This window comes from Kitasatospora sp. NPDC088779, assembly GCF_040685395.1.
Taxonomy (GTDB): Bacteria; Actinomycetota; Actinomycetes; order Streptomycetales; family Streptomycetaceae; genus Kitasatospora.
Genome location: NZ_JBFBHW010000029.1, coordinates 17,974 through 32,147, shown reverse-complemented (window position 1 = coordinate 32,147; position 14,174 = coordinate 17,974). Strand labels below are relative to the sequence as shown.

Genomic DNA, 14,174 nt, shown 5'->3' with positions numbered 1-14,174 from the left:
CGCCACCCGACCGACCGACACGCCGACGGCACCACTTCCTCCTCCCCGGAAAGGAACCACGCCATGACCGCCCCGCACGCCTTCCCCCTGGAACCCGCCCCGATCCACGTGCCCGACGAGGTCCTCGACGACCTGCGCACCCGTCTCACACTGACCCGTGCCCCGCTGGACGAGGGGAACGAGGACTGGTCCTACGGCGTCCCGGACAGCTACCTCCGTGAGCTGGTCGCCTACTGGCGGGACGGCTACGACTGGCGCAAGGCCGAGGCCGCCGTCAACGCCCACGAGCACTACCGGGTGAGCGTCAGCGGTGTCCCGGTGCACTTCATGCGCAAGCCCGGCCGCGGCCCCCGCCCGATCCCGTTGATCCTCACCCACGGCTGGCCGTGGACGTTCTGGCACTGGTCGAAGGTGATCGGCCCGCTCGCCGACCCGGCCGCGTACGGCGGCGACCCCGCCGACGCGTTCGACGTCATCGTGCCGTCCCTGCCCGGCTTCGGCTTCCCCGGCCCGCTCACCGGCTTTCCCGACGTCAACTTCTGGAAGGTCTCCGACCTCTGGCACACCCTGATGACCGAGACCCTGGGATACGAGAAGTACGCCGCCGGGGGCTGCGACATCGGCGGGATCGTCTCCAGCCAGCTCGGCCACAAGTACGCCGACGAGCTGTACGGCATCCACATCGGCTCCGGGCTGCCGCTCGACTTCTTCACCGGCCCCCGCGCCTGGGACTTCGCCCGGAACCGGCCCCTCACCGACGACCAGCCCGCCGACGTCCGCGCCCGCACCATCGAGCTGGACCACCGCTCGGCGTCCCACCTCGCCGTGCACACGCTCGACGGCGCCACCCTGGCCCACGGGCTGAGCGACTCCCCCGCCGGGCTGCTCGCCTGGCTGCTGGAGCGCTGGAACGCCTGGAGCGACAACGGCGGAGACGTCGAATCCGTCTTCACCAAGGACGACCTGCTCACCCACGCCACGATCTACTGGGTGAACAACTCCATCGCCACGTCGATGCGTTACTACGCCAATGCCAACCGCTACCCCTGGACCCCCGCCCACGACCGCACCCCGGTCGTCCAGGCCCCGGTCGGCCTCACCCTCGTCACGTACGAGAACCCACCCGGTATCCACACCGCCGACGAACGCGTCCTGGCGTTCAAGACCGGCCCGCAGGCCGGCTGGTTCAACCACGTCAACGTCAACGCCCACGACCGCGGCGGCCACTTCATCCCCTGGGAGAACCCCGACGCCTGGGTGGGCGACCTGCGCCGCACCTTCCACGACCGCAGGCCCTGAACAGCCCTGCCGGCTGGCCCGGCGACAGGCCGGACGAACGCTGCCCGGCGGGGGTGGTGCGGGCCGGTCGGCCCGCACCACCCACCGCACCGTCCGCCTGAGCCGCCCCCTACCGGGACCCCGCGCGAGGTCGACGGCGGGATCACGGGTGCTGGAAGGCGACCTCCGGGTCGGCCGGTGACGGGCCGTCGAGCAGCGGCTGCGGGATGCCGCGCAGGTGCAGGTCGAAGAAGGCCCCGACGTAGGCGCGGGTGATCTCCTCCGCGCGCTGTGCCGGGATCGGCACGGCGGGGTCGGTCACGCCCAGCTGTGCGGCGAGGACGGGCAGGTCGGTGAAGCTGGAGTGGTCGGAGCCGGCGATGGTCAGCCACCGCTTCCAGCCGTCCAGGCGCGCCCAGTCGCGGTCCCAGCTGGTGTCCGCGCCGCCCGGGCTGTGGTTGGCCAGGGTGCCGAACATGAGGAAGGGGCGGCCCTGGAGGCCGGTGGCGGGAACCGGCGCGAAGAAGGTGCCGTCCATGTTCACCCCGGCTCGTACCCGGTCGTCACCGGCCATGGTCGCGGCGGCGGCGTCACCGCCGATGGAGTGCCCGGCCATGCCGATCCGTTGCGGGTCGATCACGCCGGCGTACCGCCACGGCGAATGACGGTCGGTCAACTGATCGACGACGAAGGAGAGATCCTCGGCCCGGCTCCGGGCTATCGCCTCCAGGCCGTCGAGGGTGGGCGTCTGGTCGCAGACGACGCAGGTGCGGGTCCGTCCGTCGGGGAAGGTCACACCGGTGGACTCGTAGGTGTGGTCGACCAGCGCGACGACGTACCCGCGACTGGCCAGGTCCTCGGCGAGGCCGGTGAGGGTGGCGCGCGGCAGCGTGAGGCCGGGCGAGAGCACCAGCAGGGGGAACCTGCCGCGCTCCGGTCGGGCGTCGGCGTGCGCGTAGGTGCGGGTGCCGCCGAGTGTCTCGGCCGGGACGGCGCCGCCCGGAGCCGTCTGCTGCAGCAGCAGCCGGGCCTCCTCGGTGGTCATGTAGGGGGCCGGTCCGCCGGTCCCGGGCCGGGCCGGGTAGTACGTCGACACCATCAGTTCCCGGGCACCCGCGGCCGGCACCCAGGGATCCCGGCGGTGCTGGTCGACGAGGTGCAGGGTGCTGCGTCCGATCGCGTGCGGGCCCGTCGGGCGGGGCAGCTCCAGGTGGACGCCGTACCTGTCCGAGGCCGCGGAGGGGGCTGCGACGGAGGGCCCGGCTGCGGCGAACGCCGTACCCGCCCCGATGATCGGCAGCGGCAGGACGAGCGTGAGCGCGGCGGCCAGGGCAGCACGACGGATTCTGGTCATGCCGGCAACGCTAGTTCGCGGGCGTAGCAGTTGACATCCCCTCAGAGGAGGACGGGGAAGGGGATGAGGCATCCCAGCGGAGGAGGGCCGGGCATCCCAGCGGAGGAGGCGGACGGGCCGGCGCAGCAGGCCGGACGGGGCGAGGCGGCGGGCCGTTCCGTCCCCCGCGCGGAACGGCCCGCCGACGGCTCCCGCTACTTCAGCAGGAAGTCGTACACCGCCTGCCGTCCGGCCGGGTTCGCCGCCCGGTTCTGCACCGAGTGCGCCGCCCCGGGCACGATCACGATCTGCGGGTCGTGCGCCAACTTCGCCTGCTGGTACAGCACTTCGTACGGCGTGGCCAGGTCCCGGTCGCCGCCGAGCAGCAGCACCGGCACGTCCGGCAGCCTGCGGTGCTCCGACGGCGCCGGCGGCACCCGCTCGCGCGGCCAGTCGAGGCAGACCAGGAGGCTGCCGAGCCCGGTCGCGGTCGCCGGGTCGTACGGCCAGGTCTGCTCGGCCGTCAACCGCTGCCGGGTGCGCTCCAGCGCCGCCGCGCGGCCCGCGACGGGCGTGTCGGTGGTGCCCCACGGGAAGCGCGAGTCGGCGCACAGGGCGGCGGAGTGCAGCCCCTGGCTGAGCTCCTCGGCCGGGGCGGCGTCGACCTGCTGGTGGACCAAGTCGAAGAAGTCCTGGAGCTTCGCGGGCTGCCCTGCGGCGGCCTCGTGCAGGATCTCCGGGACACCGCCGTAGTCCGGGTCGATGAACTCGTAGCCGGTGAGCGCACTCAGGACCTGCGCCCCGTTGCCGTACCGCCGAACCGTGGCCGCGAGGTCGGCGGCCGGGTCGGTGGTGCAGCCGGTGGCCCGGCAGGCGGCCCGCAGGACCCGGGCACTCGCGGGCAGCGCGGCCAGGTCGAGGGGGTCGAAACCCTGTTGCGGCGCCACCGAGTCGAGCACCAGCCGGGCCACGCGCGCCGGGTGGGCGAGCGCGTACCGCTCGGCGACGATGGTGCCGTACGAGACGCCGTCCAGGGTGAGGCGCCGGTCGCCGAGCGCGCGGCGCAGCAGGTCGATGTCGGCGACGGTGTCCGCGGTGCTGTAGTGGCGGGCGTCGGGGCCGAGGGCGGCGGCACAGTCGGTGATCGACTGCTTGCGCGGCGCGGCGAGGTCGGAGGAGCCCATGTCCTCCTGGAGGCCCCGGCACTGGAGCGCGCCCCGGCCGGTGCCGCGCTGGTCGTACATCACCAGGCGGTAGTCCCTGAGGACGGGTTCCAGCTTGCCCGCGATCCGCTTGATCGCCGGGACGCCGGGCTGGCCGGGACCGCCGGTGAGGAAGAGCAGGTCGCCCTTGGGGGCCGTGGTGTTGCCGGTGACGGCCACCTGGAGGTCGAGGGTGCCGGGGGTGGCGCCGCTGTGGTCGAACGGGACGGTGAGGGTCCCGCAGGTGAACTCCGGTGCGTCCGGGCAGGGCGCCTGGCCGGTGATCCCGCCGGCGCGGGCCGGTCCGGCCGTGGCGGCGAAGCCGACTGCGGGGGTGGCCAGGGTGGTCCCGGCGGCCACCGCGGCGGCGCCCAGCAGAGCGGCGATACGGCCGCGCTTGCTCGTCATGTTCGTCCTTCCGCTCGCGCCGCGCCCGGGCCGACGCGGTCACGGAAGCAGCCTGCGCCCCGCGGCACTTCGATGGCGAGCGTCCGGGCGGGATTCGACCTGGAAGGCGGACGGAACCATGTCTGCTACGCCCCCCACACCCTCGTGCTGCGCCACGACGGCACGCCTCGCCGACGTCCTCAAGAACGGGTGAGGAGTTCGGTGAGGTCCGCCAGCGCGGCGTCCCACCCGTGGGCCAGCACCACGCCGGCGGGGTTCAGGACCACCTCGTCGACTCCGGCCGTCCCGTAGGCGGCGAACTCGGTCGCCAGCTGGGCCAGCGAGCCGTAGAGGAAGACGCCGGACTCGACGAGTTCGCGGGCTCCGGCCACCGGGTCGCGGGTGTCCAGGTGCAGGCCCGCGCGGCGGAGCATGTCGGCGTAGTGCGGCGCGCCCAGGTGCCGGCCGGCGCCGTGCTGGGCCAGCACCATCGGGTGGCGGCCCGGCCGGGCGACGGCGGCGTGCACCACGGTCACCACTCTCGGCGGGGCCGCCACCCGGCCCGTCGTCGCTGCGCCTTCGGCCAGGGCGGGGACGAGGACCTCGGCCACGTACCGGGGCGGGGTCATCCAGGTGATCGCGACGTCCGCGACCCGCCCGGCCGCGCGGGCCATGGCGGGTCGCAGGACGCCCGCGCCCAGCTCGACCGCCGGCGGGGGCTCCCCGTGCGGGAGCCGGAGCCCGGGCGCGGCGGAACCGGGGCCCGGTGCGGGAGGCCCGGCCGACCGGCCGTCCAGCAGCGCGCGGACGGCGCCGACGTAGTCCGCCACGGCCTCGGCCGGCCGGGCGTAGGGGGCGCCCAACAGGCGACCGACGAGCGAGGGTTCGCCCGCGCCGTAGCCGATCACCGGCCGGTGTCCGGTGAGCACGGCCAGGGACTGGGCCTGGGCGGCCGCCTCGAAGGGGTGTCGCAGAGCAGTCAGCGTGACCGAGAGCCCGACCGGGATCCGCTGCCCCGTACCGGCCAGCCAGGCCAGCGCCTGGTGGCTCTCCACCGCCAGGGACTGCCCGAGCCAGAGCCGGTCGGCCGCGCCGGCGCCCACCAGCGAGGCCAGCGCCGTCAGCGCGGTGAGGTCGGCCCGGTCGCGGAGGGCGTGCGGGAAGAGGACGGAGATCCGCATGCCGCTCAGCCGTTCCGCGAGGGGTCGGCGGGGTCGGTGGCCGCGTCGCGCAGCGATCGGGCGACGGAGGCGGCGAGCGCCGGTCCGCCTGATCCGGCCGGGCCGTCCGGGCCGTCCGGGGCGGCCGCGTGTCGCAGTACTCCTTCGGCCACCGCCGCCGCCCGGTGCTGGCCGAAGCTCCGGCCGCGCCACCCGGCCCTGGTGTCGCCGGGCTCGTCGGCGGTGGCGATGCCCGGCCCCAGGGGGCGGGCGAAGACCGAGGTCTGCGTGCCGAGGCCGGGCAGGCCGCGCAGCGCCGCCGCCAAGGCCGTCAACTCGTCGGCGTGGGAGCGGGGGAGGTAGAGCACGACCGCGTCGCGACGCGGGTACGACCAGGGCCGGGACAGCACCTTGGCCCGGTATCGCAGCGAGCGGGCGGCCAGCTCCCGGAGCAGCGCCGCCCAGAGCGCGGGCGCGGCGGTGGGGTCCTCGACGTGCAGGTAGAGCCGCCGCAGCGACTCGCCCTCGTGCGGCCCGCCGTGCGGCCCGTCCACCAGCAGGAAGCCGGGCGACAGCGCGGGACGGACGGCAGGCAGCTCGACGGTCACGGACGTGTCCGCCGGTCGCGGGTCGTCGCTCCGGACGGCGGCGGCCGGGACGCGGACCGTCACGCCGCCCAGCTCGACCGTGAACTCCGTGGCGGCGCCCCCGGTTCCGGTCCCGGACTCAGCTCCGGCCCCGGCTCCGGCTGCGGCCCCGGCTCCGGTCGGGACGGCGGCGCGCAGGCGGGCGGGGGCGAGCGTGTCCGCGTGCGGTGTCGCCGAGATCAGCTGCCGCTCGAACTCCACGTCACGGCGGGGCAGTCGGGTGGCGGTGCTGGATCGGTCGAGGCGCGACCGGTCGAGGCCGGCGTGCCACTGCTCGTAGAGCGCCGTGCCCAGGGCGATCCGCAGGCCGCGCGGCGAGTCGGCGCTGATGCGGTGGCCGTCCACCGTGACGGCCTGCGGGTACTCGGTGAGATCGATGCCGGTGAGTGCGGCCGCGAGCTGCTCGGACACGTACGTCATGACACCACCAGCCCGATCGCCTCGATGAACCGGTCCGGGGCGAGCAGTGCCCCGCGTCCCACACCGGCGATGCCGCGCTGAACCGCGCTCAGGGTGGGCCGGACGCTCGCGGTGGCCATGGTGCGGTCGAAGAGGTGCCAGCCGGCGTACCCGACCACCCGCTCGGCGAGTTCGGGATCGAGCCGGTCGGCGTGCTGCCGGTAGCCCTGCCAGAAGGCGCCGATCACCGGGAGGACGGCGGCCAGTTCGCGCTCTCCGCTGCGCATGAGGGTGCCGTGGGCGTCGGCGGCTCGGCCGCCGTCGGCGTCAGCGTCAGTGAGGTCGGGGTCGGGGTCGGGATCGGTGGCGTCGACCTCCGCATCGACCTCGTCGGTGTCGACGCCGGTGAACATCCGACTCGCCGCGCGGTACAGCCACTGCCCGACGAAGCCGCCGAGGTCGATCGCCGGGTCGGCGAGCTGGAACTCCTCCCAGTCGGTCAGCTGGAGCGTGCCGTCGCAGAGCAGGAACTGGTCCAGCCGCAGGTCGCCGTGGACCGGGAGGTGGTCGGCGGCGGCCGAGCGGGCGTCCAACGCGCGCAGGGCGCCGTGCAGTCGGCGGTCCTGCTGGAGCAGGCCCCAGAGGGCCAGTTCGGCGCCGCTGCTCGCGGTGTACTCGGCCACGGTCAGCGCGGCCAGCCGGTGGCCGGTGCGCGTGCCGGGGCGGGGCTTGGGCCGGACGTCGGCCGTCGGGAAGCCGTGCAGCTCGGCGAGCGCCCGGCCGGCCCGCCGGGCGAGTCCGGTGTCGAAGCCGTCCTCGTCGGCGAGGGTGTTCCCGGTGACGGCATCCACCAGCAGGTCGAAGACCAGCACCAACCGCTTCCGATCGCCGCCGAGCAGCGCCGGCGACTCCCAGGAGAGTGCGCCGGCCCCGGTCCGGGCCGACTCGAAGGCGCAGGAGCGGTCATAGCGGTCGGTTCCGTCGGGGGCCTGGCCGTCGAGCCGTTTGATGAAGACGCCGGTGCCGTCCGTGGTGCGTCCCGCCCACGAGTCGTTGCGGCCGAGATGGCTCACCAGGCTGTCCGGGTCCAGCGGGGCGAAGCCCAACGCGGCCAGTGCCACCGGCACTTCGGGCGCGTACTCGAAGAGGCCCGGGGTGCGGCCGGGGCCGGCCCGGTCGGCTGCCGGCGTTGCCGGTGGAGTCGAGACTGTCGCTGCCATGGCGGCCACGCTAGGGATCCCGGCCGGCGGTCACCACAGGCAGGATCCTGTCATGCCCGAGCGGGCAAGGGGTCAGGATGCCCCACTTTCCTGCTACTGGGCACTGGCATCGAACGCCTGATCTGCTGGGGGCGGTCGAGGAACCCGCTCCTCGACCGAAATCCGAAGCCGAATCCGGGCCCGATCCGGGCCCGAATCCGACGAGTCGAGAGGATGACCATGAGCTCTGCTGACCTGATGGGCGGCTACGCCGCCTACACCACCCCGAACGCGGCGATCGAGGAGCTCGCCAGCACCGGCATCACGGCCGAGTTGGAGTTCACCCCGGTCCTCACGGTCACCCCGTGGACCGAGGCGATCTCCCTGGTGGTGGTCTCCATCGCCACCCAGCTGTGATCCGCTCGCAGACCTGATTTCCCTTCCATCTCAAGGGAGTTCGACATGAGTACTGCTGACCTGATGGGCGGCTACGCCGCCTACACCACGCCGAACGCCGCGATCGCGGAGCTCGCCAGCACCGGCGTCGCCGGCGTCCCGGCGGAGCTGGAGGTCACCCCGACCGTCTCGCTCGTCGTCCTCTCGCTCGTCACGATCACCATCATCGGCTGACGGACTCGTCGAGCGTCACGTCGTCCGGGCCCCGCGGCACGCTGCGGGCGGGGCCCGGCCGGCGGCCGGAGCGGTGCACCCAGCCGGCGACGCCGACCCGCGAGGAGCACTGCAACCGCCGCATCGTCTCGCGGAGGTGGTTGACCACCGTCCACTCCGAGATGCCCAGGCGGCGCGCGATCTGATGGTTGCTCAGTCCGTCGGCCACCAGGAGCGATACCTCCAGTTGGCGGCTGGTCAGTTGCCGCCCCGGCGGCGCCTCGGCGGAGTCCGGCTCGGCGAGGGGGAGGGCGAGGGAGAAGGAGCAGAGCAGGTCCAGGAGCGCGGTGGCCGCGCCGGTTGCCAGCGCGTGGGCGAACTCGTCCTCGGCGAGCCGGCGGCGGATGCCGGGCAGCAGCCGAGCGGTGGCCAGGTCGGGATCCGCGGGGTCGCCGGGAATGCCGGCTCGCCCCGGATGAAAGCTGCCCAGCAGCCGGGCGGCGTCGGTCGCCCGCGCCGGTGCGGGGCGCAGCGGACTCGCGACCAGGCCGACCAGCGCACCGAGCGTGGCGACTGCGCCGAGTGGGCGCAGGTGGGCCAGCCCCTCGACGTAGTGGGCGCGGGACGCGGACGGATCGCCGCCGGCGGCGGCGATCAGGCCCAGGTGCAGCAGGGCCGTGCCGACCAGCAGCACGTCCCCACGGCGCCGGGCCGCGGTCAGCACCCGGCCCGCCAGTGCGGCGCCGCGCCCGGTCCGGCCGACCCGAAGCTCGACCAGGGCGGCCTCCAACTCGACGCGCAGGGCCGCCGGTTCGTCGTCGGCCGCACGGAGGAGCGCTGCTGCCCCGGTGAGGGCGGCGAGCGCTCGGTCGGGGTCCCGGTCGCATCCGGTCAGGCCCCGCAGCCGCAGGAGTCGGGCCGCCGTGGAGGGTTCATCGGGCGTGGTCCGGGATCGGTCGGGCACGGATGAGGCCGCCCCGGCCTCATCCAGCAGGGCACTCGCCAACTCGTGGTCGCCGTCGAGCAGTCGGGCCTCGGCGCGGATCAGCGCGAGCCGGACCCGCGCTCGCCCGCCGGTGATGCCGGTGATGCCGGTGGGATCGGCGGGATCGGTGGGACTGGTGACGCCGAGCGGCACGGCGGCCCGGTCGGCCCAGTCCGGGCCGAGGCCGACGACTCGGGCGTGGGCGAGCAACTGCTCCATCAGGTCGAGGGCTTCGACAGTGAACCCGTGCCGGGTCAGCGTGTCGACCGCCAGCCGGAGGTTGGCCTCCTCGACGCGCAGGGCGAGCAGGGATGTCGTCTGGTCGCCGGCGGCCAGCCGCCGGGCGGCCCCGGCGGCGAGCCGGGCGTAGTAGCGCGCATGGCGGAGCGTGAGGACGACGAGCGGGCCGCCGGCAGGCCGGATCTCGGGCAGGTCGCCGAACGGCACGTACAGTCGCGTCTCGGCCGCACCGTCCAATCGGCCGGACGGCCGGTCCTCCAGCGTCAGCGACTGCCGATCGAGCAGGGCCTCCAGCGCCGCCGGGAAGGCGCTCGGCGCGATCCCGGACACCGCCCGGAGCGCCTCGGGCCCGAACCCGCCGGCGAACAGGGGTGTGCAGGACATCAGCCGCGCCGCGTCGGCGCCGAGCGGGCCGCACCGTCCTGGTGGTCGCCCTGCCTCCCGTTTTACCTCCCGTCCCGGCAACCGGTCCGGCGACCGTCCCGGCGCCCGGTCCGCCGGCGGGCCAGGCGGCTCGGCATAGGCGGCCACCAGGCGGCCTCCCTCCGCCCCGCCGAGTGCGGCCAGCACGGTGCCGACGCCCTCCAGCGCCGCCACCCGGGCCGCGAGCACCAACGCCCCTGGCAGGCCCCGGAGTTCCACGCAGATCCGGCCCACGGTCTGCTGGTTCCGGGAGGTCACCGTGAAGCCCGGGCTCCAGGCCCGCCGGGCAGCCGTGAAGGCCTGTACCGCGGGGGTACGGCAGAAGGCATCCAGGTCGGTCGGTGACCAGTCCACCGGAACGGCCAGCGGGTCCACCCGGTACGCCACGCCGGCGCCGACGGGTGACAGCCGACCGGTGGCGAGCAGCTTCGCCCCACGCGGGGCACAGCGGGCCAGCAGCGCCGGGTAGTCGTCCGGCTCGACCTGATCAGCCGTCAGCAGCTCGGCTGGTCCCGGAGTTCCGGCCGCCCCGCCCGCCGCCCGGTACTGCTCGGCGACCGCGAAAGCCAGCCGGGTCTTGCCGCTGCCCGGTAGGCCGTGCAGCAGCACGCCGGGTACGACGGGGTCGGCGAGCAGCCGCAGCAGCTCGGCCGTCTCACGCGCTCGCCCGAACAGTTCACCCGTGAAGGCCCGGTGGTCCGCAGGTTCCCGCTGGGGGACGCCGGACTCGAACAAGATGGTCATGGACGGCTCCAGAGCTGACTCCGCCCGCCTACACAGCGCGGGCGCGCCGGCGGGATCGTCCGTACTGATCCTGGACGGCGGCGCCGACCGGCGGTATCCCAGACTTCTGGGACGCCGCCGGTTCAGCATCGGCACGCGGCCAGGCTCAACCCCTCGCCCGGACCGGTCTGCCGTTCGGTTCCGGACTCACCGCAGCCCCCGGTGCCGACGGTGGTGGCCCGCGTGGTGGTGGTGCCGGTTGCGCCGTCGCCACCGCCGTCGACCGGCTCCCGCCGCCGAGGCTCCGGCCGCCGACGCTCCGGTGGACCGGGCCGAGTCGGCGAAGGCGTCGTCCGACTCCCGGCCGGAGCCTTCCGATCCTGCGGGCAGCACGTCGATCCGGCCCATCTGGCCGTGCGAGGAGTGCACCATGTGGTGGCAGTGGTAGACGTACTCGCCCGGATATTCGCCCCAGGTCATGGCGATCCGGACGCTCTCCCCCGGGTGGACCGTGACGGTGTCCTTCAGCCCGGCCTCGGCCGGGCCGACCGGCACCCCGTCACGGTCCAGCACGCGGAACTGCACCAGGTGGGTGTGGAAGGAGTGGGGGGCGTGGAAGACCCCGGCCGGCGGGCGGGTGAGGTGGTTGCGGATCGTCCAGATCTCGCTGCTGCCGACGGTGGTCCGCACGTCGGTCCGTTTCGGGTCGTACTTGCGCCCGTTGATCCTGGCGTCCGGGAAGGTCGTCAGCGCGAACTCCCGGTGCACCGTCGCCTTCGGGATCGGCGGCAGGGTGGCCAGGACGTCCGGAATCCGGCTCCGGTCCTCGGCCGTCCGGGTGATGTCGAAGCGCAGCACCTCGGTCCGCTCGCTCTCCAGCGCGGCCGTGTTCTCCAGCACCACCGATCCGCCGACCGGGTAGCGGGCGAAGTCGACCACGATCTCGGCGCGCTCCGCGCCGGTCAGGGTCAGCTCGTGCACCGTCACCGGCGCGGCGAGCAGTCCGCCGTCCGAGGCGATCTGGGTGAACGGCTGGCCGTCGGCGAGACGCAGCGACACATGGCGGTTGGGCGAGACGTTGAAGACCCGCAGCCGGTACTTGCGCGCGGCCACCTGGAAGTAGGGCCGCTCCTTGCCGTTGACCAGCATGTGCGGGCACGCGTACGGGTCGGTGTAGACCAGCCTGCCGTCGGTCTCGATCCGGGCGTCCCGGATCAGCAGCGGGATGTCGAACTCGCCGTTCGGCAGCGGCAGGCCGCTCTCGTGCGGGTCGCTGAGCAGGTAGGCGCCGGCCAGGCCGCGGTAGACGTTCTCGGCCTCCAGCTCGTGCGCGTGGTCGTGGTACCAGAGCGAGGCGGCCACCTGCGAGTTGGGGTAGCGGTACTCGCGGGTCTCGCCGGGCTTGACGAGGTCCATCGGCAGGCCGTCGTAGCGCGAGTGCACATGGCCGCCGTGCAGGTGGACGGAGGTGTGCACGCGCAGGTCGTTGGTCTGCTGGACCACCACCTCCCGGCCCCTGACCGCCCGGATGGTCGGACCGGGGAAGCAGCCGCCGAAGGTCCGGACGGTGGTCAGCAGCCCCTTGACGATCTCCGCCTGGGTGTCGGCCATCCGTAGCCGGTACAGGTCCGAGGAGTCCGTCCGCGACACCGGGCTCAGCACCGGGGGCACCGGCATGGCGTGCTCGAAGGGGGTGATCCGGGCGGCCGACCGCTTCGCCTCCGACCTGGGCGGCGCGGCTTGCGGGGCCGGGGCGGCCGGCGCGGCCGACAACGCCAGGGACGAGACCCGGGCCCCGCCCGGTGCGCGGTCCCAGGGGAAGAGGACCGCCGGACCGCCTATCGCGGCGGCTTTCAAAAGGTCTCGTCGGTTCAGCATTCCCGGTCTTTCCGTCCAGGGCCGGACGGTCGGTGCGCCGCCGGGCCAGTGGTCGCCGGTCGTGGCTTCCGGCGGCCCTGCTCGGTGGCCGCCGCGCCACGACGGCGCGGGCCGGGCCTGTCGGACCGTAGCGTCGACGCGACGTTCCGTCACTGCCCGTTGGCTCAGTATCGGCGAGCTTCGCGCGCTCCGCAGCGCGACCGCACCTGCCCGGGCCCCGGTCGGCACTGGCGTCGGGCCCGGAACGACTGACGCGGGGGCCGGGCACCTGGTGGGCACCGGAGCGGCCGGCCGGCACTGGCGTCGGGCCGACCGGCCCCGGCCGCCGTTCAGGATTCGGGCGACGCCCAGGTGCCCAGGGACATCTCGGCGGTGATCCCCGGGCCGAACCCGGCCAGCAGCCCCTGGTGGCCGTCGAGGGCCGACTTCTCGTCGAACATCCGGGCCAGGGCGTCGAGCACGACCGCACTGGCGATGTTGCCGTACTGGGTGAGGGTGGCCCGGCTGAAGCGGAACGCCTCGGGCGGCACCTCCAGGAAGCGGCTGAGGTCGTCCAGGATCCGTGGGCCACCGGCGTGGACGATGTAGAAGTCCAGCGTGCCCACGTCCCACTGGTGCTGCTCCGCCACCGCGCGCAGGGCCGGGCTGAGCGGCTCCATCGTCCCCGGCACCCTCTTGTCCAGCTGGAAGTGGAATCCGGTGGGGCGGACCGCGTAGGAGATCCACTCCTCGGTGTCCGGGATGAGGTACGAGCCGTTGCGTTCCAGCCGCATTCCGGTCCCGCCCTCGCCCCGGACCACGGCGGCGGCGATCCCGTCGCCGAACAGGCCGTTGGACAGCAACGAGCCCACGCCCAGGTCCGTGGGCTGGTAGCACAGCGAGCAGAACTCGCAGGCCACGATCAGCACGTTGGCGCCCGGGTAGGCCGAACAGAAGTCATGGGCCCGGTTCACCGCCGCGCCGCCGGCCGCACACCCCAGTTGGGCGATCGGCAGCTGCCGGGTCTCCGGCCGGAAGCCCAGCCTGTTGATCAGCCACGCCGTGAGCGACGGCATCATGAAACCGGTGCACGACACATAGACGATCAAGTCGATCTGGGACGGCTCCACTTGGGCCTGTTCGAGGGCCCTGAGCACCACCGCCGGGACGCGGGCCTTCGACTCCGTCGCGAAGACGGCGCTCCGTTCGTCCCACCCCGGGTGCTTCAGCACCACCTCGATGGGTTGGATCAGGTGCCGCTTGCGCACTCCGGTGTTCTTGATGAGACGCAGCGCCAGTTCGAGCTGTGGGTGGTCGGGGTGGAGCCTGCGCGCCAGCTCGATGGTCTCCTCGTTGGTGATGACGTGCTCGGGTACGTCTATCGCCGGTTTGCACAGAACTGCCACGGCACTTCCTCCAGACGAGCGGTGTTCCCGGTGCGACCCTGGCGGGGCGGGATTTCACCACTCGACGGCAGCCGCTGCGAGCCGGACGCGCGGAGGGCGCGGGCGGCGGGACGCACCGGGCGGGACCCAACTCAGTGGCCGACGAGCCGACCGGGCGAGGATCGGATGATCGCGGTACGGGCGGTCGTGCTGGTCGCAAGTTGGTTCAGGCCACCTAGCCCAATTTACGGAAGGCGGGCCCGTCCCGCATGTCGGCCCGCACACCCCGGGGTGTGCGGGCCGACGTGCGCGGTGTTGCCGGCGGCGGGTGGCGGCGGGCGGGCGCC

10 protein-coding genes and 1 pseudogene are annotated in these 14,174 nt (G+C 74.1%); 3 read left to right on the top strand and 8 right to left on the bottom strand.

All coding sequences use genetic code 11. The features are described 5' to 3' along the window. Positions 1-63 precede the first annotated feature (63 nt). Positions 64-1,299 carry an epoxide hydrolase gene (locus tag AB0P03_RS25090; protein ID WP_363630847.1) on the top strand — a complete coding sequence of 412 codons (1,236 nt, stop codon included), beginning with the start codon at positions 64-66 and terminating at the stop codon, positions 1,297-1,299. 142 nt (positions 1,300-1,441) lie between these two features. On the opposite strand, the gene AB0P03_RS25085 is transcribed toward AB0P03_RS25090, so the two are convergent. The 5 genes from AB0P03_RS25085 to lxmK all read right to left on the bottom strand — a co-directional run bounded on the left by AB0P03_RS25085 (position 1,442) and on the right by lxmK (position 7,626). After that, positions 1,442-2,632, bottom strand: a complete 1,191-nt coding sequence (locus AB0P03_RS25085; RefSeq protein ID WP_363630845.1) for an alpha/beta hydrolase — start codon at positions 2,630-2,632, stop codon at positions 1,442-1,444. Between the two features lie 194 nt (positions 2,633-2,826). Continuing rightward, positions 2,827-4,221, bottom strand: a complete 1,395-nt coding sequence (locus AB0P03_RS25080; RefSeq protein WP_363630843.1) for an alpha/beta fold hydrolase — start codon at positions 4,219-4,221, stop codon at positions 2,827-2,829. A gap of 179 nt (positions 4,222-4,400) precedes the next feature. After that, positions 4,401-5,381 carry an LLM class flavin-dependent oxidoreductase gene (locus AB0P03_RS25075; RefSeq protein ID WP_363630841.1) on the bottom strand — a complete coding sequence of 327 codons (981 nt, stop codon included), beginning with the start codon at positions 5,379-5,381 and terminating at the stop codon, positions 4,401-4,403. 5 nt (positions 5,382-5,386) lie between these two features. Then, the gene (locus AB0P03_RS25070; protein WP_363581027.1) at positions 5,387-6,427 is read right to left on the bottom strand and encodes a T3SS effector HopA1 family protein; all 1,041 of its coding nucleotides are present in this window, start codon (positions 6,425-6,427) and stop codon (positions 5,387-5,389) included. Beyond that, the gene (lxmK, locus tag AB0P03_RS25065; protein WP_363581025.1) at positions 6,424-7,626 is read right to left on the bottom strand and encodes a class V lanthionine synthetase subunit LxmK; all 1,203 of its coding nucleotides are present in this window, start codon (positions 7,624-7,626) and stop codon (positions 6,424-6,426) included. Before lxmK ends, AB0P03_RS25070 begins: the two co-directional genes overlap by 4 nt. Positions 7,627-7,845: 219 nt before the next feature. On the opposite strand from lxmK, the gene AB0P03_RS25060 reads away from it, so the two are divergent. Beyond that, entirely contained in the window at positions 7,846-8,022 is a 177-nt protein-coding gene (locus AB0P03_RS25060) for a hypothetical protein (RefSeq protein ID WP_350876063.1), read from the top strand. Between the two features lie 45 nt (positions 8,023-8,067). Next, a complete protein-coding gene (locus AB0P03_RS25055) occupies positions 8,068-8,235 on the top strand; it encodes a hypothetical protein (RefSeq protein ID WP_350876060.1) in 168 nt (55 codons plus the stop codon). Here AB0P03_RS25055 and AB0P03_RS25050 read toward each other — a convergent pair. The 3 genes and pseudogenes from AB0P03_RS25050 to AB0P03_RS25040 all read right to left on the bottom strand — a co-directional run. Further along, positions 8,225-10,606, bottom strand: a complete 2,382-nt coding sequence (locus tag AB0P03_RS25050) for a LuxR C-terminal-related transcriptional regulator (protein ID WP_363630839.1) — start codon at positions 10,604-10,606, stop codon at positions 8,225-8,227. The two genes, AB0P03_RS25055 and AB0P03_RS25050, sit on opposite strands and share 11 nt — an antisense overlap. Positions 10,607-10,792: 186 nt before the next feature. Next, complete coding sequence (locus AB0P03_RS25045; RefSeq protein ID WP_363581021.1) at positions 10,793-12,463, bottom strand: multicopper oxidase family protein; 1,671 nt, start codon at positions 12,461-12,463, stop codon at positions 10,793-10,795. Positions 12,464-12,792: 329 nt separating this feature from the next. Next, positions 12,793-13,857, bottom strand: a pseudogene (locus tag AB0P03_RS25040) (type III polyketide synthase); the annotation flags it as partial. Between the last annotated feature and the right edge of the window lie 317 nt (positions 13,858-14,174).